Annotated in this window: 17 protein-coding genes and 1 tRNA gene; 6 read left to right on the plus strand and 12 right to left on the minus strand. The window is 55.5% G+C overall.

The annotated features are described in order from the left end of the window. Positions 1-192 precede the first annotated feature (192 nt). A complete protein-coding gene (locus QLQ17_RS07805; protein WP_283208980.1) occupies positions 193-2841 on the minus strand; it encodes a hypothetical protein in 2649 nt (882 codons plus the stop codon). 340 nt (positions 2842-3181) lie between these two features. On the opposite strand from QLQ17_RS07805, the gene QLQ17_RS07810 reads away from it, so the two are divergent. Then, a complete protein-coding gene (locus tag QLQ17_RS07810) occupies positions 3182-3784 on the plus strand; it encodes a response regulator transcription factor (RefSeq protein WP_283208981.1) in 603 nt (200 codons plus the stop codon). A 48-nt stretch (positions 3785-3832) separates the two neighbouring features. On the opposite strand, the gene QLQ17_RS07815 is transcribed toward QLQ17_RS07810, so the two are convergent. Next, a tRNA-Arg gene (locus QLQ17_RS07815) sits at positions 3833-3909 on the minus strand. A gap of 20 nt (positions 3910-3929) precedes the next feature. Between QLQ17_RS07815 and QLQ17_RS07820 the strand changes: the two genes are divergently transcribed. Both QLQ17_RS07820 and QLQ17_RS07825 read left to right on the plus strand, forming a co-directional pair. Next, a complete protein-coding gene (locus QLQ17_RS07820; protein WP_283208982.1) occupies positions 3930-4694 on the plus strand; it encodes a TIGR04283 family arsenosugar biosynthesis glycosyltransferase in 765 nt (254 codons plus the stop codon). Then, positions 4684-5337: a TIGR04282 family arsenosugar biosynthesis glycosyltransferase gene (locus QLQ17_RS07825; protein WP_283208983.1), complete on the plus strand. Its 654-nt coding sequence runs from the start codon at positions 4684-4686 to the stop codon at positions 5335-5337. Before QLQ17_RS07820 ends, QLQ17_RS07825 begins: the two co-directional genes overlap by 11 nt. A 1-nt stretch (position 5338) precedes the next feature. Here the strand turns inward: QLQ17_RS07825 and QLQ17_RS07830 are convergent, their stop codons facing one another. After that, complete coding sequence (locus tag QLQ17_RS07830) at positions 5339-8188, minus strand: insulinase family protein (RefSeq protein ID WP_283208984.1); 2850 nt, start codon at positions 8186-8188, stop codon at positions 5339-5341. Between the two features lie 12 nt (positions 8189-8200). Continuing rightward, on the minus strand, positions 8201-8500 hold the full coding sequence (locus QLQ17_RS07835) for a hypothetical protein (protein ID WP_283208985.1): 300 nt from the start codon (positions 8498-8500) through the stop codon (positions 8201-8203). Between the two features lie 374 nt (positions 8501-8874). Here QLQ17_RS07835 and QLQ17_RS07840 point away from each other — a divergent pair, with 374 nt between their 5' ends. After that, positions 8875-10860: an SDR family oxidoreductase gene (locus tag QLQ17_RS07840; RefSeq protein WP_283208986.1), complete on the plus strand. Its 1986-nt coding sequence runs from the start codon at positions 8875-8877 to the stop codon at positions 10858-10860. A 41-nt stretch (positions 10861-10901) separates the two neighbouring features. On the opposite strand, the gene rnt is transcribed toward QLQ17_RS07840, so the two are convergent. Together rnt and pyrC are read right to left on the minus strand one after the other, a co-directional pair. Beyond that, a complete protein-coding gene (gene rnt / locus QLQ17_RS07845) occupies positions 10902-11570 on the minus strand; it encodes a ribonuclease T (RefSeq protein ID WP_283208987.1) in 669 nt (222 codons plus the stop codon). A 21-nt stretch (positions 11571-11591) separates the two neighbouring features. Continuing rightward, the gene (gene pyrC, locus QLQ17_RS07850) at positions 11592-12623 is read right to left on the minus strand and encodes a dihydroorotase (protein WP_283208988.1); all 1032 of its coding nucleotides are present in this window, start codon (positions 12621-12623) and stop codon (positions 11592-11594) included. A gap of 149 nt (positions 12624-12772) precedes the next feature. Here pyrC and QLQ17_RS07855 point away from each other — a divergent pair, with 149 nt between their 5' ends. Continuing rightward, positions 12773-13699 carry a flagellar protein MotY gene (locus QLQ17_RS07855; protein WP_502867357.1) on the plus strand — a complete coding sequence of 309 codons (927 nt, stop codon included), beginning with the start codon at positions 12773-12775 and terminating at the stop codon, positions 13697-13699. A 22-nt stretch (positions 13700-13721) separates the two neighbouring features. Here the strand turns inward: QLQ17_RS07855 and QLQ17_RS07860 are convergent, their stop codons facing one another. Beyond that, positions 13722-14648 carry a histone deacetylase family protein gene (locus QLQ17_RS07860; protein ID WP_283208989.1) on the minus strand — a complete coding sequence of 309 codons (927 nt, stop codon included), beginning with the start codon at positions 14646-14648 and terminating at the stop codon, positions 13722-13724. A 174-nt stretch (positions 14649-14822) separates the two neighbouring features. On the opposite strand from QLQ17_RS07860, the gene QLQ17_RS07865 reads away from it, so the two are divergent. Beyond that, positions 14823-17567, plus strand: coding sequence for a bifunctional acetate--CoA ligase family protein/GNAT family N-acetyltransferase (locus QLQ17_RS07865; protein WP_283208990.1), 2745 nt, complete (start codon positions 14823-14825; stop codon positions 17565-17567). Positions 17568-17595: 28 nt separating this feature from the next. Here QLQ17_RS07865 and rdgC read toward each other — a convergent pair whose 3' ends face one another. The 5 genes from rdgC to QLQ17_RS07890 all read right to left on the minus strand — a co-directional run bounded on the left by rdgC (position 17596) and on the right by QLQ17_RS07890 (position 20595). Next, the gene (gene rdgC, locus QLQ17_RS07870; protein ID WP_283208991.1) at positions 17596-18525 is read right to left on the minus strand and encodes a recombination-associated protein RdgC; all 930 of its coding nucleotides are present in this window, start codon (positions 18523-18525) and stop codon (positions 17596-17598) included. A gap of 69 nt (positions 18526-18594) precedes the next feature. Then, on the minus strand, positions 18595-18795 hold the full coding sequence (locus QLQ17_RS07875; protein ID WP_283208992.1) for a DUF2788 domain-containing protein: 201 nt from the start codon (positions 18793-18795) through the stop codon (positions 18595-18597). 24 nt (positions 18796-18819) lie between these two features. Continuing rightward, positions 18820-19590 carry a peroxide stress protein YaaA gene (gene yaaA, locus QLQ17_RS07880; RefSeq protein ID WP_283208993.1) on the minus strand — a complete coding sequence of 257 codons (771 nt, stop codon included), beginning with the start codon at positions 19588-19590 and terminating at the stop codon, positions 18820-18822. Positions 19591-19602: 12 nt separating this feature from the next. Next, the gene (locus tag QLQ17_RS07885; RefSeq protein ID WP_283208994.1) at positions 19603-19836 is read right to left on the minus strand and encodes a glutaredoxin family protein; all 234 of its coding nucleotides are present in this window, start codon (positions 19834-19836) and stop codon (positions 19603-19605) included. A 9-nt stretch (positions 19837-19845) separates the two neighbouring features. Next, on the minus strand, positions 19846-20595 hold the full coding sequence (locus tag QLQ17_RS07890) for a YciK family oxidoreductase (protein WP_283208995.1): 750 nt from the start codon (positions 20593-20595) through the stop codon (positions 19846-19848). Between the last annotated feature and the right edge of the window lie 5 nt (positions 20596-20600).

Here is a 20600-nt window from a genome sequence, read left to right on the forward strand (position 1 = left end):
CCACAAATTTTTTACTAAAACGTTCACCGTACCCTAGGTGTCGTATTGACCTGCTCCCCGCTGTGCAACCAAACATCAGGAGGAAAGGGCACGTGCGCTTCCCTTGTGCCCGCTTCCAATACTACCGGGTGCAGAAAAAATCAGTGCTGACAGCAACCGATTGTTCCCGACCCGGTGTCAGGCCGCGTGATGTCACGGGGTCACAGTGACATCGTAAACGACCTTTAGCTCAAGATTCTCAGACAACCCGTTATAGGTCTCACTGTCTTGTTCAACCAGAAAAGTGATGTCAAAGAGGTTTGGGAGAAACGCGGTGAACTGATCCTGAACTTGCTGGTATTTCATTCCAACTTTGTGTTGACCCGTATTCCAACCGTCAACTTGGCAATGCATAGTGGCAGCCGACTTATAGCTCACATAAGATAGATTGGCATTGTACAGTCGATCGTCGTCTGTGTTGGAATCCACTTTATTGTCCTCTTTCTCCCAAAGCCTCGGCTTTACAAAGATACAGGTTCCCGGCACATCGGGAACAGAGAATGTCTTTTCGGCAAATTCAAAATCCTGAGGATTGTCCCCCGTCTCAATGAATTGAACCCCGCCTCGCTCTGTGGCAATCACAGGGCCATCCCCATCTGGCACCAAGGAAACCGATAAATACCCAAACAATTCACATGTTTCGTCTCTCGCTGTTCCATCGTCTACACTGCTGTCCAGCAGTGGAATCTCATCCCAGCAGATAATCTCCTCGAGACTGGACAAGGTGACTGTCATCTCTATCTGTTTGACGATCGTATTCAGGCCCTGTTCCTTGACCAAAATATCTGGACTTCCATTGACGGATAAATAGACCTGATAGTGGAATTGTCGATCCGGATCTCCGCCATCTGTATCCGTTATGATGATGGGCGAAGAATCCGCTGGGCTAACCTGATCGGCAATAACAACCGATGGGCAAAGATCTTCGCCTTTTGTGCAGAGTGTGAGCTCGCCCGTCAGGCCAACGCTTTCCCGCGTGACCGTGTAGGTAAGGTCGTCAAGCGTCGGCAGTTCAAATTCCAGTCGAGGGGTATTGGATGTCGCCGAGGCCGAGAAGTTTGTCAGCTCAAGACTGGTATAAGCAGCGGGCTGCAGATCAAACCCGTCTGGTATCCGATCGCCATCGGTATCCGCCGAGTTGGGGTCTGAGGAGCAGAGCAAACTTGACATGTCGCATTCCTGACTATCGGTGAGTTCATCGCCATCAATGTCTGCCGCTATCGGGCTGGGTCTTACCCTACGACTAATGGTCCCTCCATCGGCGGTGAGGATCTCAAGGTCAAAACCCTGCAGTTCTACGCCGTCTGGCAGGTTATCATCATCGGTGTCCTCGTCATTCGGATCAGAGCCGAACAGACGCTCGCTGCGAAGACCCACCCCATCTCCGTCCAGGTCCTCCATAAAGTTCAAGGCTAGTGAATCGCCGGACTTCAGTTCCAGCTCCGAAAACGCCTCGGCATTGAGGGCGGTGGAATTAAACACCGTCACCACCGGTGAGCCGAAACCGGTGTCTCTCACGTGAACCGCCACCCAATAGGCGGTGGGGGTCGCTTGCAGGCTACGGACCGACGCTAACTGACCATCACTGGTAAGGGTGTAGGGTATGTTCAGAATGTCGGCCAACACATCGCTAACCGCTACGCGGCCGGTCTGCTGATTCACGTTAGTGGCGACCAGGTAACCTTCCGATCGCTTGAGGCCCGCATAGTCAATTAAGACGGTCGCGGTTTTGGTGCGTATCTCGGTATCCCGAAAGGCATAGGCGACGCCATTACTGTCGACGATTTCACTCGACGCGACTCTCACGATCAGGCCCCGCGGGTCGCGCAGCAGGCCCTTGATCGCATCCAGCTGCAGGCTGGTGCTAAAGGTTAAATTGTCGGTAGTTGTCTGGGGTGGCAGGGTAAACGAAGAAAAGCCGACCAAGGATGTATCGATGTCCAGATTGCCTACGGGTTTTAAGGCGCGCCTGTCTTCGCTGTCCAGGGTTACGGCCCCGAGCCGGATGCTCTTGACCTGGAATGAGAGGTCACTGTCATTCCGCACCTTCAGAATTAGCGCCAGTGTGCCGCCGGTTTCTGTATATTCATTGGAGCTTTCGAAGGCTTCCGCCAGACCCAGCGTTTCGGTGTTTTCGGTGCTTTGCTCTTGGGTATAGCTCACGCTGGATTCGTTGGTGGTTGCGTTGCTGTAGTCATAACTCGCTGACGCTGTGGCACTGCCACCAATTTCCAGGGTGCTCGCCGAAATCGTGGATGAATATTCAACACCCGCCGTGTGGGTTTCTTCCACGGCTCGACTGTTGCTGGAGGTGTTGCTGACGGTTTGTGCAGTGGCCCGGGACTGTTCGCGTGTCACCGAGATGGTCTCAGTGCTCCCTGATTCCAATTGATAGTCAATACTCAAGTCCGGAGCGGAAGTCACTTCAATGCCAAGCTTTACAACATCCGCGATTAACGGATTAAAACGAAAGTTATTGTTGTCTGGATTAAAGCCAAACTCGATCACTTCCTGAAAATCACTGAATCCATCGCCATCCGTATCGGCCAAACGCTTCGATGTGCCTGCGGCGGCTTCTTCCAGATCGGTCAGTCCATCGCCATCCGTGTCGAGTCTAGCTGCGTCTGTTTCACCGCCATCTCCATCGGCTGTTGTTCCGTAGTAATTATTGTCACCATCGTTGCAACCGCTTAATACAGAAACGGAACTCAGGGTTATCAGGATAGTAAATAATCGAAAAATCCTGTTGGGAAACATTAACGCCGAAAATCGATGAGTATTGTTTCTATTATTTTTGCTCATGAACATTCCCTATTTTCTGATTCACGGCACACTGGACTCTAATTGTCCAAATTTGCTTTTACTCACATTTATCGAAAAAGTAAGCGTGATTGTCCCATCTCGAAAATTGATGCGCGTCAGCACAGACAGGCACCCGCTCAGTCCTTAACTAAATGACCGTGTTTAATCTAGGCTACATTTTCATCGTGGTATGTAGCCCAAATGGCCTAGTCATTAACGTCCGATCCCGTGGTTCAGCAGAAGTTGGGGTCTAGTGAATATTTACCCGCATAAGGGCAGTTTCGTGCTAGCTTCGTAAAAAGGCTTTGATGAAATTGGAGCCTGAAAAGGCGGGCTCAATTTGAGGATTCTAATTTCGGATAACTATGAGCTGATTCGGGACGGACTGACGGTTCTGGTGAATAAACTTGCCAATGATATAGAGGTCGTCACGGCAGCAACTGACCATGAAGCCATTGCTTGCGCGAGGGCGAATCCGGCCTTTGAGCTGGCTATCATTGGCTTATCATTACCGGGATCGGATAGCTTGCCACTCGTGAGCGTCATGTGCGGGCTGCTTCCGGAGACCGCCCTTGTTTTCGTTTCAGCCTCTGAGGACCAGCAGTGCGTACTCAAAACCATTGCAAGTGGCGCTTCGGGGTTTGTGTACAAGTCGCAGAAAACAGCTCTGCTTAAAAAAGCGCTGCTGATGGCGATGAAAGGCAAAGTATTTATTCCCCCCCTCGATCCTGATTCAGAACCAGCAACCCTTAGAACTATCACCCCCAGACAGTCTGAGGTCCTTGCGCTATTGGCGAGAGGGAAATCGAACAAAGAAATAGCCAAACTTCTTGATGTCTCCGCCCATACCATCAAAAACCATCTATCAAAACTTTATAAGCGGTTGAATGTGTTGAATCGTACTCAGGCAGTCATGAAAGCGAGTGAGATCCTGGCCAACTGAGCCCAATGTCTGGTCTTTGTACGAAGGTAGTGAGAGTGGGCGTTGAACTGGTACCCCCGGCAGGACTCGAACCTGCTACCTATCCCTTAGGAGGGGATCGCTCTATCCAGATGAGCTACGGGGGCATTTCGCTGGAAAGGCCGGTATGATAGCGGCCGAAGGCCCGAGGCTCAAGGCGGGTTCATCCACAGCGGAAGGAGGCGTTTTGTCAGAGCGTGTGTCGCTAAGCATTATCATGCCCGTATGGCGGGAAGCCCAGACCATTGAGTCAACGCTGTCCGGCCTTCAGTCGCTTCGGCAGGCAGGCCACGAGTTGCTGGTGGTTGATGGCGGCAGTGACGATGATACGGTTCAACTGGCGCGGCCTTTGTGCGATCGGGTCATCGGCTCGGCCCCCGGCCGTGCGGTGCAGATGAACGCTGGCGCTGCCGTCGCTACTGGCAATGTGCTTGTTTTCCTTCACGCCGATACGCTGCTCCCTGAAAACGCTTTGAATCATCTGGCCGATTTCCAGCGGTCAGACGCAGCTTGGGGGCGGTTTGACGTCCGCCTGAGCGGCAGGCGGCCTTTATTCCGGGTGATAAGCTGGTTCATCAATCGTCGATCGTGGCTTAGCGGCATTGCCACAGGAGATCAGGCGATGTTTGTTCGTCGATCGGTGTTTGAACGGCTCGGTGGTTTTGCGGCTATTCCGTTGATGGAGGATGTGGAATTGTCTGCCCGTCTCAAGCGTGAGTCCCGGCCGTTCTGCATCAGCGATCCGGTGACAACGGACAGTCGCCGCTGGCAGAAGAATGGTGCCTGGCGTACGGTGTTTTTGATGTGGCGAATTCGCTGGCGGTTCTGGCGGGGCGACTCTCCTGAATCCCTGGCAAAACTCTATCGGGCGGATGTAAGACGTGAACACTAAGACTCCAGAATCGGCGCTGGTCATGCAGTTTGCCAAATGGCCAGAGCCGGGACGCGTGAAGACCCGGCTGACCCCACTGCTCGGTGAGCAAGGTGCGCTTGAGGCCCATGTGGCACTGAGCCTTGCTGTGCTTGAGAACCTTGCTGACAGCGGGCAGGAGGTCCGGTTCCTGTGGGATCGGCCCCTTGCTGACGTTCCTGCGGCTTCTCACTCCATTCTTTCACGCATCGAAGCACTCGGTGTTCGCCAGGGCACGCAAGAGGGCGATGTGTTGGGTGAACGGATGGAAGCGGCCCTGGCAGACGCGCTCAACACCCATTCGAAGGCAATTGTCGTCGGCAGTGATTGCCCGTCTGTCGATGCCCAGTACGTGCAGCAGGCCGTTCAAGCTCTCAACGAGGCGGATGTAGTGCTTGGCCCCTCAGATGACGGCGGCTATGTTCTGATCGGTGCCAGAAAGCATCTTGCGGGAATGCTGGCGGATGTAAGCTGGGGGACGGATCGGGCGCTGGAAGAGACGCTTGCGCGTCTGGAGTCCGTGGGTCTTTCCTGTGTTCAATTACCCGCCCGCTGGGATGTGGACGAGCCCGAGGACTGGCAGCGTTTCATCCGCCAGTTCCCGGACTATCACAGGCTGTCCTGATTCAGGCGTCCGGAACGAAAGGCCGTTCGCTAACGACTTCCAGAACCCTGTCTCCGTTATCGGTTTGTTTGGCGGTGTCCACGCGAAGTGCTTGCGAGCGCTCGACCACTTTGCTTTGGAAAGCGTCCATCAAATCGGCGCGGCTGACGTTGCGAATGGCGTTGGCCAGTTGCTCGCGCGAATTGAAATCCGTCTCGCCCCGGTCAATCTCCTGCCAGTAACGCTGGGATATTTCACCCAGTTGGCGATCCTTCTCCAGCAGCTTGCTGATGACCGCCTGCTTTTCACGAGCGATGTCCTCAGGCTTCATGTCAGACAGGGTGATCATGAATTCCCTGGAAAACGCCTGAACAGCGGCGTCTATTTCGTTGGCGCTGGCACTCGGTGACTGAACGACGAATCCCAGGGCAGGCGTTTCCAGCATTTCATAGGGCATCGCATACACGATGTAGCCCAGTTGCTGGTTCGTGCGAACTTCCTCGTAGAAATCACTGGCGACGATCTGCGCCAGCAGGCGATAGATGGCGCGCTCTTTGAAGCCTGTGTTGTCACCCTGGGCATAGAGGGTATAACCGGTGTCCGGATGGTCTACCTCAATCGTTGCGGTGGTTTCCTGCTCCGGCAATGCTCGAACCTGGCTGCGTTTAACCTGCACCCGTTCACTGTTGCGAAGCACCGAGGCGCTGACCTGTTGAGCAAAGTTCAGGGCAGAGGCCTGGGTCATGTTGCCGTGGGCAAGCATCACCGGGTCGACATGAGACAGGAAGGCTTCGGAGAAAGATTCCAGCTCATCCAGAGTGACGTTTCTTGCTGCGGCCAGTTTTTCCTCCGTGCTCCAGGCACCTTCAAGCAGGCCGGTCTGGATGAATTCAGAGGTTTGCTCAACCGGGCGGTCCTTGGCTTTGTTCATCAGCCCGTCAATCATCCGTTCCCGGGCAATATTGAACCGTTGCTGGGTCAGTGTCGGATCGGCGACCTGCGTCAGTATGCGATTCATCAGAGTATGCAGTTTGTCACTGTAGCCTCCCACCCGGATGGTGATGCCGCGTAGATGGGAGTAGATGCTGTAGTCCAGGCCGGCCAGTTGTGCCGGGTAAGCCCAGGCATTGAGGTTGGTTTTAATCGCGTCAATCAACAGTGACGACAGCACGCTACTTCTTGCGGAAGCGCGGGTGGCCGGTGTTCTCAGGCTGACAAAGACATTGGCCTTTGGCGTCTCGAATCGGGTGTCCCTGGCATACCAGACATCCATTCCTTTAATGGCCCCCAGTGAGATCGGCTGGGCCATGGTCTGGCCGGAGATCATGCTGAGGTCTTCAGGAATGAAGGGGTTTTCCGCGGGCAGGGCCAGGCCCTCTGCGAGTTTATCCTTCGCTGAAGACACCAGGGTGTCCGGAGACAGTTTGGTCATGGACCATTCCGCTTCGTACCAGGGCGTTTTATTGACGGACTCCAGTTGCGGGTCGGGTTCCTGCACCGCAACCACCACGTTGTCCGGCGTCAGGCGGGCTAGTACGTCCCGGTACTGATCTGGAGCGTAGTTTTCCATCATCCAGGGCGCGCGAAGCACATCCTCTGGGGCGACATGGGGCATCTGCATTGAAAGACTGGTGACCGTGTTGATCGGCGCCTGTTTTTCTTTGAAGCGGAAGTCGATTTCTGCAAGCTGCTTCATTTCCTGGTAGCGGCGCTTGGAGATTCCGTTCTCGCGAATCCGGTCGATATAGGCAAAGGTCAGGTCCACAATACGATCCTGTTGCTTCAAGCCCTCGGGTGTCAGCGACATGCTGATCTGCACGGTCTCTTCCTGGCCAGTATCCATGCCGCTGCCCGCAGACAGGCTCTCGACCAGGCCTGCTTTTTTGAGCTGGTCAAACAGGCTTCCAGGCCCTTCGTGACCCAGCAGTCCACTCAGATAGCGCACCGGCTTATTGCGATAGTGCTCCTGCTGAGAGGGAATCGGAAAGGCCAGGCTCAGGCTGCGAATGTCTTTCAGGGCATCAACCCGAACCTTTGCGGGCAGAGTGCCCTCGGTCAGCAATGGCTCGTCATGAACCTTGGCCGATAGCTGGCGGTTTTCGATGCGGGCGAAGCGGCCACGAACCATTTGCTCCAGTTCGTCCAGAGACTGCGGGCCATAGACGGCCAGAGTCATCAGATTGGAAGAATAGTGCTGCTTCCAGAAGTCGATCAGGTCCGGTCGCAACGGGTTGTCTTCGGTGTTTTCCAGCGTTGTCAGGTTGCCGACCGCAAACTGGCTGAACGCGTGGTTCGGGTTGCTGATGGCTTTTCTGACGGAATAGAAACGCCGGCCATCCTCTTTCTGTTTGGAGCTGAACTCCGAGTGAACCGCCTGACGCTCTCGGTCGACCAGTTCCGCGGTGAACAGGGGAGCGGCGAACTGTTCGGCAAATCGATCCAGTGCCGCGTCCAGATGTTCCGGTTGCACATCGAAGAAATAGTTCGTGTCGCGAAACGCCGTGAAGGCATTGTGTCTGCCACCGTGGCTTTTGATGAACTGTTGGTATTCGCCCGGATCGGGATACTTTTCAGTGCCCAGGAACAGCATGTGCTCCAGAAAGTGTGCCATGCCCTCGCGATCTGCCGGGTCGTCTCCACTGCCCACGGTTATATTCATTGAGGCTGCGGCCTTGTCAGAGTCGGAAGCGCTGACCAACAGAACCCGTAACTCGTTTTCAAGCGTCAGATATCGATAGGCGTTGTTGTCATTCGGGCTTTTGACGGGGGCGGTGGCGGCAAGCGCAGGGCCTGCGAATATCAAAAGCGCAAGAACCAGCCCGATCGTTTTCAAGAGATTCTGTTCCACTGACTGCCATGTATCTGACTGCATAGTACCTGCCTGTTAATGGATCTGATCATTTCGTGTCGCGTGGGGTTGCTGGTCCAGCGTTTTCTGAGCGAGGCTGGCGGCGGCCTGAGCATCCAGCTGGCCGCCAGCAATGCGTTCAAGCACGGTGCTCATGACGGCGACCGCTTGTCGATAGTCTTCGAATTCGGCTTTAAACGCGGTATCGATCGCTTCATAAACGGCTTGAATTTTCTGCTCCCGGCTGCCCGAGTCCGCTGCCGTGTCGTTAATTGCCTTAAGGCAAGCGCGGGCGATGGTGATGTAGCGGTCGGCGTTCGGATCTTTGCTCTGCATAGTACGTTTACCAGGTCAAAATAGAGTGGTTTGGGACTTATTAAATTGGCACTGATTATGTCACTGCTGACGGCCAGTTTCATTTCAACCGTGTAATCATGTGGATTTGCGGGCAGGCTCAAAACCATGTGCTAGTCTCAAACTCAGTACGCCTTTTGTATAGACAGGTGAAGCCGCGTTCCGGTGAGCCTGAATAGAGTATAAGCTCTAATTAAAACAATGGCTTAAATGAGTATTTGCTCTAATAAAGTTCAATACATGAGGAATGCAGTTGAGTACAATGCCGACGTTTCCCCGGTTCATAGACTTTCGTCGTATGGTCGGAGTGAAGCCGGGACAGACAACAAATAGTTAATAAGCAGGGTGGAAAATCAATGAATTACTTTCTGACGGGTGGCACCGGTTTCATCGGACGTTTTCTCGTTGACAAGCTGCTGGCTCGCGGCGGCACAGTCTACGTATTGGTTCGTGAGCAATCTCAGGGCAAGCTGGATGTTTTGCGCGAGCGTTGGGGTGCGGATGAAGAGCGCGTCAAGGCGGTTGTCGGCGACCTGACCAGCCCCAACCTGGGCATTGATGCGAAAACCATGAAGTCGCTGAAGGGCAACATTGATCACTTTTTCCATCTTGCGGCCGTTTACGACATGGGCGCGGATGAAGAATCCCAGCAGGCGACCAACATCGAAGGCACTCACAGTGCCATTGATGCCGCCAAGGCAATGGACGCAAAATGCTTCCACCATGTGTCTTCCATAGCCGCTGCTGGCTTGTTCAAAGGCACCTTCCGGGAAGACATGTTTGAGGAAGCGGAAAAACTGGACCATCCGTACCTCAAAACCAAACACGAATCCGAGAAAGTGGTTCGTGAAAACTGCAAGGTTCCTTACCGGATCTACCGTCCCGGCATGGTCATCGGTCACTCCAAAACCGGTGAGATGGACAAGGTCGACGGCCCTTACTACTTCTTCAAGATGATTCAGAAGATTCGCCATGCTTTGCCGCAGTGGGTACCAACGATTGGTATAGAGGGCGGGCGCCTGAACATTGTTCCGGTTGATTTTGTCGTTAATGCGCTGGACCACATCGCCCATCTGGAAGGTGAAGACGGTAACTGCTTCCACCTGGTGGATTCTGATCCCAACAAGGTTGGCGAGATCCTCAATATTTTCGCCGAGGCAGGCCACGCGCCGCGCATGGCAATGCGGATCGATTCCCGCATGTTCGGGTTTATTCCGCCATTCATACGCCAGAGCCTGAAGAGCCTGCCTCCGGTCAAGCGCCTGACAAGTGCCGTTCTGGATGATATGGGCATCCCGCCTTCCGTGTTGTCCTTCATCAACTACCCGACCAAGTTTGATGCCCGTGAGACCGAGCGTGTCCTTAAAGACACCGGTATCGAAGTGCCGCGTCTGGAAGACTACGCCGCCGTCATCTGGGATTACTGGGAGCGTAACCTGGACCCCGATCTGTTCAAGGATCGCACCCTGCGCGGTACCGTTGAAGGCCGTGTGTGCGTCGTAACAGGTGCAACATCCGGTATCGGTCTGGCCACCGCTGAAAAGCTGGCTGAAGCCGGTGCAACGCTGGTGATTGGTGCACGTACCAAGGAAAAGCTGGACGAAGTTGCTGAGCAGCTTGAAAAGAAAGGCGGAAACATCCACGCCTACCAGTGCGACTTTTCCAACATGGAAGATTGCGACCGGTTCGTAAAAACCGTTCTGGACAACCACGGCCAGGTGGATGTGCTCATTAACAACGCAGGCCGCTCAATCCGTCGTTCACTGGATCTGTCTTTCGACCGTTTCCACGACTTCGAGCGCACCATGTCCCTGAACTACTTCGGTTCTGTTCGACTGATCATGGGCTTCGCGCCCAAGATGCTGGAGCAGCGTCGTGGCCACGTGGTTAACATTTCGTCCATTGGTGTACTGACCAACGCCCCGCGCTTCTCGGCCTATGTGGCATCCAAGTCTGCACTTGACGCCTACAGCCGCTGTGCTGCCGCTGAGTGGTCTGATCGCAACGTGGCCTTCACCACCATCAACATGCCGCTGGTGAAGACGCCGATGATCGCGCCAACCAAGATCTATGATTCGGTACCCACGCTGACGCCAGAAGAAGCAGCCGATATGGTGGCCAATGCGATTGTGTATCGTCCGAAGCGTGTCGCGACGCGGCTGGGTACCTTTGCACAGGTGCTGCATGCGGTGGCGCCGAAGTTGGGCGAGATCGTGATGAACACCGGTTACCGGATGTTCCCGGATTCACCGGCCGCTGCCGGCAGCAAATCCGGCGAGAAGCCAAAGGTATCTTCGGAGCAGGTGGCATTCGCGGCCATCATGCGCGGTATCTACTGGTAAGGCGTTCGCCCAAAAGAAAACCCCGCCACGGCGGGGTTTTTTTATGTCTTGGATTCTTCTTCTGGCGGCTCAGGTGGCGGCGGAGGGAAGCCACCAATGGCGCGCCAGCGGTTAACAATGCCGCAGAACAGGTCAGCGGTTTTCTCTGCGTCATAGGCGGCCGAATGAGCTTCCTTGTTGCTGAACGGAATGCCCGCCAGTTTGCATGCCTGTGCCAACACCGTGTGGCCATAGGCCAGGCCCGCGAGGGTTGCGGTGTCAAACGTTGAAAACGGATGAAAGGGGTTGCGGCGAATGTCTGACCGCAATGCCGCTGCAAAAATAAAGTTGTGGTCAAACGTGGCGTTGTGGCCAACCAGCACGGCTCGCTTGCAGTCGTGGGCCTTAACCGCCTTGCGGATCGGGCTGAAGATGTCGCTCAGGCCTTCCCGCTCGGGCACCGCTTCGCGTTCGGAGCTCCAGGGATCAATGCCAGTGAAATCCAGCGCCGACTGCTCCAGATTGGCACCTTCAAACGGGTCGATTTGCCGGACATGAGTCTCTGAACGCTGCAGCCAGCCGTCTTCGTCCATGGTCAGGATCACCGCTGCCACTTCCAGAAGTGCGTCTTTTTCCGGGTTGAAGCCGCCGGTCTCTACGTCGACGACAACAGGCAGAAAACCGCGGAAACGGCGGGACATAGGATGAGGCGGTTTGGTTTCGTCAGTCACTAAGGCTCCAGATTCGTGTTATCAGGCAACTTGCCACTTGAGTTCTTCACCGGCACGAAGCGGCACAATCTCACCACCGGCCAGGGGCAGGGTTTCCGGCATTTGCCAGGGCTTCTTTACGAGGGTGACGGTGTCCTGGTTTCTTGGCAGGCCGTAAAAATCCGGGCCGTTAAAGCTGGCAAAGGCCTCCAGTTTGTCCAGAACGCCGAGTTCCTCGAACACTTCGGTATACAGTGCCAACGCACTGTAAGCGGAATAGCAGCCAGCACAACCACAGCCGGTTTCTTTGCGGTCGCGGGCATGGGGCGCCGAATCCGTTCCCAGGAAAAAGCGCGTGTCGCCGCTTGTGATCACGTCACGCAGTGCCTGCTGGTGCCGATTACGCTTCAGAACCGGAAGGCAATACAGATGAGGGCGAATGCCACCAACCAACAAATGGTTGCGGTTGTACATCAGGTGTTGGGGTGTGATGGTCGCCGCCAGGTTGCCGCTGGTGCTTTGCTGGACAAATTCCGCTGAATCCGCCGTGGTGATGTGCTCGAGAACCACTTTTAAGGATGGGAAGGCTTCTATTGTCGGTGCCAGCACCTGGTCCAGGAAGACTTTTTCCCGGTCAAAAATATCGATGTCTGCGTCGGTGACTTCGCCGTGAACCAGCAACAGCATTCCGCAATCGCTCATGGCCTGAAGCACCGGATAGATGTTTCGGATGTCCTTGACGCCTGACGACGAATTGGTTGTCGCACCTGCGGGATAGAGTTTTGCTGCTATGACGCCGGATTCCTTAGCGGCCTGGATATCCTCAGCGGTGGTTGTTTCGGTGAGGTACAGGGTCATTAGCGGCTGAAAGTCGCTGCCCGCTGACGCCTGAAGAATGCGTTCACGATAGGCCAGTGCCATATCCACGTTGGTTACCGGTGGCGTCAGGTTTGGCATGATGATGGCGCGGCCAAAGTGTCGGGCGGTTGCCGGAACCACGTCTTTCAGGATGTCTCCGTCACGCACGTGAAGGTGCCAGTCGTCGGGGCGGGTGATGGTGATCTGGTTGGTCATGAAACGTTTCCGGCAAGGCCAAAATTTTGCGGCAGTATACCAGAACGGGTACCTGAGCGGGCGGTGGATTGTTAATGTCCGCGGGCTAAAGAATCCGTGATGCCTGCCGTAAACTATCCTTGTAGGAGTTCACCAGATGGACAGGCAGTATGGCTCGATTGTCAAAACTCACCGGAAACGTCGTTGTCGCCATCGCGCTCACAACGGGTATGACTGTGCCATTCGCGGCGACTGCGGCCACCTACGGTGCCGGTATCGAGAACAGCCAGTGGTATCTGTCCCAGTCGGTGTTCGAATGTACCCTGGTTCACGAGGTTCCGGGATATGGACGGGCCGTTTTCAAGCACCGTGCCGGTGAGGATCTGTCTTTCTACCTCGAGTCTGAATTGGCATTGATGCGCCCGGGCGATGGCCAGATGGTGGTCGAGGCGCCTGCCTGGCGACCCGGCGTGACACCGCGCCCCGTTGGCAGCGTTAAAGTCGCGGATGCGACACGTCAGGTTCAGCTAAATGCCCGTCAGTCCATGTTGCTGATTCAGGGACTGCTCGATGGCATGAGCCCGACGGTGACCCGGGAATCCTGGTATGACCGCCGGCGGCAGGTCCGGGTTAAGGTGTCCAACGTCAATTTTTCCCAGCAGTTTCCTGCCTATCGCTCCTGTACCGCTGGTCTTCTGCCGGTGAATTACGATCAGATCAAGCGGTCGCGGGTGCCGTTCGCGGCCGGCAGCACCAGCCTGTCTGCAAACGACCGCCGGTTGCTGAACAATATCGTAACCTATGTGCTGGCCGACTCGACCGTTGAGCGTGTGTTTGTGGACGGGCATACAGACAGCAGCGGCAGCCGAATCAACAACCGCGCCCTGTCCGAAGAGCGGGCCAACGTGGTGGCGGATTATCTGATCGAGCAGGGAATATCCCAGGATCTGATCATTGTACGAGCCCATGCGGATCAGTATCCGGCGTCGAATCGCGCTGCTGACAACCGTAGAACGACGATTCGTTTGCAGCGGGAAGGCGAGCGGCCAGATCTGCAGCAGGCCCAGGGTTACGCTCCCGCGTCTCCAAACAGCTAATCCGTGGGCTGTTGTCGGCTGCTCAGTTAATCTTGCTCAAAACGTCGAGGTGGGCGTTAACGCTTTCGGCCAGTGCCTTCAGGTGATAGCCACCTTCCAGGGTTGAAATGATGCGGTCATTGGCGTGATCCCTGGCAACACTGGCAATCATCTCTGTCAGCCATCCATAGTCTTCGGCTTCCAGGTTCAATTCCGCCAGAGGGTCCAGTCGGTGGCCATCAAAACCGGCTGAGATCAGGATCAGTTGCGGGCGGAAATCCTGCAGCTTCTGCAACCAGGCATCTTCCACAGCTTTTCTGTAGGCAACCGCGGACTCGCCTGCCTGAATGGGTGTGTTGATGATGTTCTCCGCCTGTCGGTGGACGTGAGAGTGGGGGTAAAACGGGTGTTGAAAGCTGGAGCACATCAGTATTCGTTCATCACCGCCCACGATATCCACGGTGCCATTGCCCTGATGTACGTCAAAATCGATGATTGCCACACGCTCAAGCTGGTGAAAATTCAGCGCTCGTTTGGCGGCCAGTGCAACATTGTTATAGAAGCAGAAACCCATGGATTTGCTGCGTTCTGCGTGATGACCGGGTGGGCGGGCACAGATAAACGCATTGGTCAGTTGACTGCTGAGCACCATGTCCACTGCCTGGATATTGGCACCAGCCGCCAGGCGTGCTGCTCTGAGGGTATCCGGCATCATCGCGGTGTCCGGGTCGGTAAAAACCCGTCCCCTGGTCGGAGCCATCAGATCCAGCTGATGGAGATAGCCTTCAGGGTGCGCTAATAGCAACTGGTCGCGGGTGATTTCTTCGGGTCTGATCCAGTCAAGGACCTGATCGAGGCCGGTCTGGGCCAGATAGCTGATGATGGACGACAGGCGTTCCGGACACTCCGGATGCTCCTGCCCCATGTCGTGTTTCATGCAGTCGTCGTGAGAGAAAAATCCGGTTGTCATTATGGCCCCGACACGTCTTTTCAGCGCTTTGAGCTTGTTGTTCGGCCGATACTAACAGGGTTGCCTGCCGGTTTCCCGGCTTCTTTGGTCTTAAACAGGCGGTGGCGTTTCCTATCCATGCCCAAGGCCCTAAGATAGGGGCGGGAAGGCCCGACTATCGAAAAGGAGATTTCTGTGAGCACCCGCTATCTGGAAAGCCTGTTCAACCCCGAGTCCATTGTAGTCATCGGCGCGTCAGAACGCGCAGACAACCTGGGCGGTATGGTGCTTCGGAATCTTATGGGTGGTGGATATCCCGGTAGCTTGTCTGTCGTAAACCGAAACCACTACGACAACGTTCATGGCGTTCCCTGCGTTCGGAAAATCTCACAGATGCCATTGCGGCCCGATCTGGCCATTATCTGTACGCCTCCGGAAACGGTCCCCAAGATGGTTCGAAAGCTGGGCGAAGCGGGCGTGCGAACCGCGATCGTCATGACGGGCGGCATGTCGCGCAGCCACAGCAAAACCGGTCAGCCATTGATGTATTCCGTTCGAAAGGCCGCCCGGGAAACCGGTATACGGGTGCTTGGCCCCAACACCATTGGCCTGATGGTGCCCGCAAGAAAGCTGAACGCTACCTACGCCCACATGGGGGCGATACCCGGAAAGGTCGCCTTTGTGGGGCAGTCAGGCACGATTGCCAGTTCCGTCATCGACTGGGCCTTTGCCCGTGGCGTTGGCTTCTCCTATTTTCTGACGTTGGGTGACGGCATGGACATCGATCATGACGACCTGATCGATTATCTGGCCCAGGACACCCAAACCCGCGCGATTCTGCTGCACATCGAAAGTCTTCCGAATCCCCGGCGTTTTATGTCGGCCGTGCGCGTGGCTTCGCGCACCAAACCTGTTATAGCGGTGAAAAGTGGCCGGGTGCCCGAATCTGAATGGATGCCACATGAGCTTCCGGTGGGGCTCACTCAAAGCGATCCGATCTACGATGCCATGCTTCAGAGGGCCGGCGTGCTGAGGGTGGATGGCCTTGGGCAAATGTTCGACGCTCTGGAAACCCTGACCCGCATGCGTAAATTGCGACGAGAGAGTCTGGCCATTATGGCGAACGGTATCGGCCCGGGCGTTTTGGCGGTGGATCGATTGGCCTCGCTGGATGGCGAACTGGCAACGCTGTCTGACACCACGATTTCCGCCATGGCCAAATTGTTGCCACCGTACTGGACTCGCAAAAACCCGATCGATCTGGGTTATGCCGCATCGCCCGAACTCTACGCCCAGGCGGTGAAGATATTGGCCAAAGACAGTCAGGTCGCCAACCTGTTGGTGATGTATGCACCAACGCTGACGGAAGACAATCTTCAGATTGCGGATGCGGTCGTGCGGGCGGCCAAGGGCACGCGTCTGAACGTATTCACCTGTTGGTTGGGGCAGAGTACGGTTCTGGATGCTCGCGAAGAATTCTATCGGGCAGGGGTGCCTTCGTTTTTTAACCCGGAAAAGGCCGTTACTGCTTTCATGCAGCACGTCCGCCATCAACGGGTGCAGCGTCTGCTGACCGAGACGCCGGAATCCTTCACGGACCACCTGACTGACCGTTCCACGACCCGCCGAATGGTGACTGGCGCATTGCGGGACGGCAGGCACTGTCTTACAAACCGTGAGGCCCGCGATTTGATTACGGACTACGGCATCAATTCGGTGGAAACCGTTTACTGCGATGATGTGGAAGAGGTACTGGAAGCCTTCGCAGTGGAACGCAGGCCAATTGATATCACCTTGATCCATGAACAGTCCTGCGTGCCTCTGATGACGTTAACGCCAGGTCAGCGCCGCTATAAAGGCACCGTGCAAAAGCTCAACAGCGAGGGCGCCATTATTGATTCTTGCCGTTTCCTGATGGAGGAATACAAGAACCATTATCCCAAAAGCGGATTTTTGGGGTATGCGGTTCAGCGCTCGTATCAGCACGTCGGGGGCATTGAGTTCAGCGTGGGTATTACCCGTGATGCGTTATTTGGCCCATTGGTGGTTTGCGGTGCCGCGGGTGCGCAAATTAATGTGATGTCTGATCGCCAGATTGCGTTGCCGCCGCTTAATATGGTGTTGGCTCGTGAGTTATTGCGGCGCACCTACATGTTTAAACTGTTGAATGAACACAGTTTGCGACCGGAAGAGGACATACGGGCGGTGTCCGCGACACTGGTTACCTTGTCCCAGATAGTGATCGATATTCCGGAAATTCGCGGGTTGGAAATTTCGCCGCTGCTGTTCAACGACTCGGGAGCGGTGGCGGTCAATGTCGCCATCGACCTTTCAGATATCCCCGGAAAGCCCATCATCCAGGCCTATCCCAGAGAGCTGGAGGAATGGGTTGTTCTGCCCAAATCCGGCCGCCGGGCGATTATTCGGCCAGTGTTGGCAGAGGATGAGCCGTCCCACCGGGCGTTCCATGAACATCAGTCGCCGGAATCCATTCGCTACCGTTTTTTCCAGTATCGAAAACACTTCACGCGGGAAGATGTGGCTCAGATGGTGCAGATCGACTACGACCGCGAAATGGTGTTTATTGCCAATGCCCCCCGTGAGGACGGTGAGGGCGAGGAAACGCTTGGCACGGTCAGGACCTGGACAGACGCAGACAACTTGCGCTGCGAATTTGCCGTGATGGTTCACGACAAGATGAAGGGCGAGGGCCTTGGCGTTGCCCTGATGCAGAAGATGATTGATTACTGTCGTGCTAAAGGCACGGTGGAAATGGTGGGCAATGTGCTTCCGGACAACCGGCCCATGCTGAGATTGGCGGAGCACCTTGGCTTTCAGCTTCAGTACAACGCAGAAGAGGACGTGATAGACCTGCTGCTGGTGCTCAACGAGCCGCAAAAAGACTGGCAGCGGGAGCGTCTGGATCAGAGCTCCCACTAGCCAGCGGTCGTGATTTAATGCTTGAACATCAGGTGTCTTCCACAATGGCGGAGCGGTCTTCGCCTCCCAGGGCTTCCAACAGACCCGGAATCATTCGGGAGAGCTCCAGCGTCATCAGTGAAAACGCTGCGTCGAAGCGCGCGGCTGCGTCGTCGGAATCGACATCGTCCAGCTTTTCCTGAAGGGTTTCGCCAAACTTCAGCCGTTTGATGCCGAGTTCTTCGTCCAATACGAAAGAGGCATTGTCGTCCCAGGTTAATGACAGCTTGGTCACCTGCATGCCTGCTTCGAGGTGCGTGCGGATCTCCTCGCCCTGAAGGTCGAGGCCTTTGCAGCGCACGACGCCGCCGTCTTCTGACGGATCTTTCAGTTCGCATTCGCTGCCCAGCTCAATGGCAGCGGGCAGGTCGATGGATTCGTTCAGCCAACCGGTGAACGTGAAGGCGGGGGACTGCTCCACGGCTGGCGGGCGAACCGGCAGGGAACCCAGGCTTTTGCGCAGGGCAGAGGCCAGATCTTCCGCTTGTTTTGCCGAACCGGCATCGACGACCAGAACACCATCTGCAGGCGCGAGGTAGGCGTAGCAGCGACGGTTCTTGGAAAATGCCCTGGGAAGCAATTCCAGCGTGACTTCTTCCTTGATTTCGTCTTTTTCCTTTTTGCGAACTTTGCGGTGTTGCTCTGCCTCGATGGCTTCCGCTTTCTCGTCCACCATTTCCTTGATGACCGAGGCTGGCAGCAGTTTGTCTTCTTTGCGCAGCGCAATCAGGTGATAGCCACCGGCGCTGTGAACCAGAAGATCGCTGTGTTTACCCATGGGAGGCACCCAGCCCTGGCGAGTGGTTTCCTGGGGGCCACAGGGCTTGAAGGCGTCCTGAGCCAGCTTTTCTTCTAGCGTTTCAGCCGTGATATCAAAGGGTTTGGAAAAACGAAATACGCGGGCATTTCGAAACCACATGGTTCGAGTCCTTGTTGGTCATAAATCGGGAAATAAAAAGAACGGTGTCAGTTTGGCTGGGCGTGCTTACTACAGCTGCATCACTTCGACCAGCACCGTTTTGACAATAAAACCGATGACACCGGCACCCAGCACTGTGAACAGTGCAATGGTGCCGAATCGGCCAGCCTGGGACTTTTTGGCCAGATCCCAGACGATGATTCCCATCCACACGATCAGCCCCGTGAGCAGGACCAGCATCGCGAGTTGGGAAAAAAGTGCTTCACTCATGACTCACTCCGAGGGGTTGGGCTGTTACTGCTCGTCCCGAAGGAAGACCCAGTTGTCGCCATCGGACTGCTCTTCGCTGAACTGGTAACCTTCCAGATTAAATCCTTTCAGGTCATCGGCCTGCGTGATGTTGTTCTGGATGGCGTATCGGCACATCAGGCCCCGGGCCTTTTTGGCGTAAAAACTGATCATTTTGTACTGACCGTTCTTCCAGTCCTTGAATTGCGGGGTGATCAGCCGTGCCTCAAGCTTCTTTTTCTGAACGCTTTTGAAATATTCGTTTGAGGCCAGATTCACCAGCACGCCGTCGTCTGCCTTCAGCAGTCGGTTTAGTTCATCAGTGATTTTGCTGCCCCAGAAGGCGTACAAATCCTTGCCCCGGGAATTCTCGAATTTGGTGCCCATCTCCAGGCGATAGGGCTGCATCAGATCCAGTGGCTTCAGAACGCCATAAAGGCCAGACAGGATGCGAAGCCGTTTCTGTGCAACCTCGAATTCCTGGTCGCTGAAGCTCTGGGCGTCCAGTCCGGTATAGACATCGCCTTTAAAAGCCAACACCGCCTGGCGGGCGTTATCCTGCGTAAACGGTGTCTGCCAGGCCTGGAAACGCTCGGCATTCAGTTGCCCCAGCTTGTCGCTGACGCCCATCAGGTTGCTGATGTCATGGGGCTCCAACGTCTTAAGCTGATCAACCAGTTCGCAGGCGTCGTCGAGAAAATCCGGCTGGCTGCTTTTCCTGGTGGCCAGCGGGCTTTCGTAATCCAGCGTTTTGGCAGGGGAAATAACCATCAGCATGCTGAGTGTTCCTCATTGAAGAAAGTTGACTAACTGATCCCTGGTAAACGGCCAGTCCAGTTCCGCGCCGGTGTCGTTCCGGCGCAGGACCGGAATGCGGGTTCCGTAGTGTTCCACCAGTTTTTCGGACTGGGCAATATCGACAGCGTCCACCGGGATTGGCTCGGGCATGGGCGTATTCACCAGCAAAGCTTCAGCCAATTCGCAAAGGTGACACTGAGTCGTTGTGTAAAAAATCAGCTCCATAAGGCAATTCTACTTGGGCTGTGCATCAATTTGCTGGCCATTCACGTCCCGGCTGTCTTTGCCCATCAGGTAGAGGTACACCGGCATCAGCTCTTCGGGAGTCGGATTCTGCTGCGGGTTCTCTGCCGGATAGGCGGTCGCTCTCATATTGGTACGCGTTGCCCCGGGATTGAGACTGTTCACCCGCACGTTGTGACGGTCGTCGTCCAGTTCCTCGGCCAGCATCTGGCTCAGGCCTTCAACGGCAAATTTCGAAACGGCATAAGCGCCCCAGTAGGCTTTGGCTTTGCGGCCGACGCCGGAAGAGGTGAAGATCACAGAGGCATCGTCGGATTTGCGCAGCAACGGGATCATGGCTCGGCTGAGCAAAAAGGGCGCCGTGGCGTTCACGTGCATGACCTTGGACCAGATTTCCGGATCATACAGTTCTATGGGGCTGCGGTTGCCCAGAATGGCGGCGTTGTGCAAAAGGCCATCCAGGTGGTCGAAGTTGTCTTCCAGCGTCATGGCCAACTCTTCGTATTCCTTGACCGCAGCGCCTTCGAAATTCATTGGCACAATCGCAGGCTTTGGATGACCAGCGGATTCGATCTCATCGTAGACCGCTTCCAGCTTGGAGACGGTACGGCCCACCAGAATGACTGTGGCTCCGTGGGCGGCATAGGCTTTGGCAGCGGCCTTGCCAATGCCGCTGCCGGCACCGGTTACCATGATAATGCGATCTTTCAGTAAGTCCGCCGGGGCCTGGTAGTCCTGCATGTTGT

It is taken from the genome of Marinobacter sp. CHS3-4, assembly GCF_030053415.1.
Lineage (GTDB): Bacteria > Pseudomonadota > Gammaproteobacteria > Pseudomonadales > Oleiphilaceae > Marinobacter.

Coding starts and splice junctions, on each gene's coding strand:
- QLQ17_RS07805 (WP_283208980.1), bottom strand. CDS start 2,841: ATGAGCAAAAATAATAGAAACAATACTCATCGATTTTCGGCGTTAATG.
- QLQ17_RS07820 (WP_283208982.1), top strand. CDS start 3,930: ATGATAGCGGCCGAAGGCCCGAGGCTCAAGGCGGGTTCATCCACAGCG.
- QLQ17_RS07830 (WP_283208984.1), bottom strand. CDS start 8,188: ATGCAGTCAGATACATGGCAGTCAGTGGAACAGAATCTCTTGAAAACG.
- QLQ17_RS07835 (WP_283208985.1), bottom strand. CDS start 8,500: ATGCAGAGCAAAGATCCGAACGCCGACCGCTACATCACCATCGCCCGC.
- QLQ17_RS07840 (WP_283208986.1), top strand. CDS start 8,875: ATGAATTACTTTCTGACGGGTGGCACCGGTTTCATCGGACGTTTTCTC.
- pyrC (WP_283208988.1), bottom strand. CDS start 12,623: ATGACCAACCAGATCACCATCACCCGCCCCGACGACTGGCACCTTCAC.
- QLQ17_RS07855 (WP_502867357.1), top strand. CDS start 12,773: ATGGCTCGATTGTCAAAACTCACCGGAAACGTCGTTGTCGCCATCGCG.
- QLQ17_RS07860 (WP_283208989.1), bottom strand. CDS start 14,648: ATGACAACCGGATTTTTCTCTCACGACGACTGCATGAAACACGACATG.
- rdgC (WP_283208991.1), bottom strand. CDS start 18,525: ATGTGGTTTCGAAATGCCCGCGTATTTCGTTTTTCCAAACCCTTTGAT.
- QLQ17_RS07875 (WP_283208992.1), bottom strand. CDS start 18,795: ATGAGTGAAGCACTTTTTTCCCAACTCGCGATGCTGGTCCTGCTCACG.
- yaaA (WP_283208993.1), bottom strand. CDS start 19,590: ATGCTGATGGTTATTTCCCCTGCCAAAACGCTGGATTACGAAAGCCCG.
- QLQ17_RS07885 (WP_283208994.1), bottom strand. CDS start 19,836: ATGGAGCTGATTTTTTACACAACGACTCAGTGTCACCTTTGCGAATTG.
- QLQ17_RS07890 (WP_283208995.1), bottom strand. CDS start 20,595: ATGCAGGACTACCAGGCCCCGGCGGACTTACTGAAAGATCGCATTATC.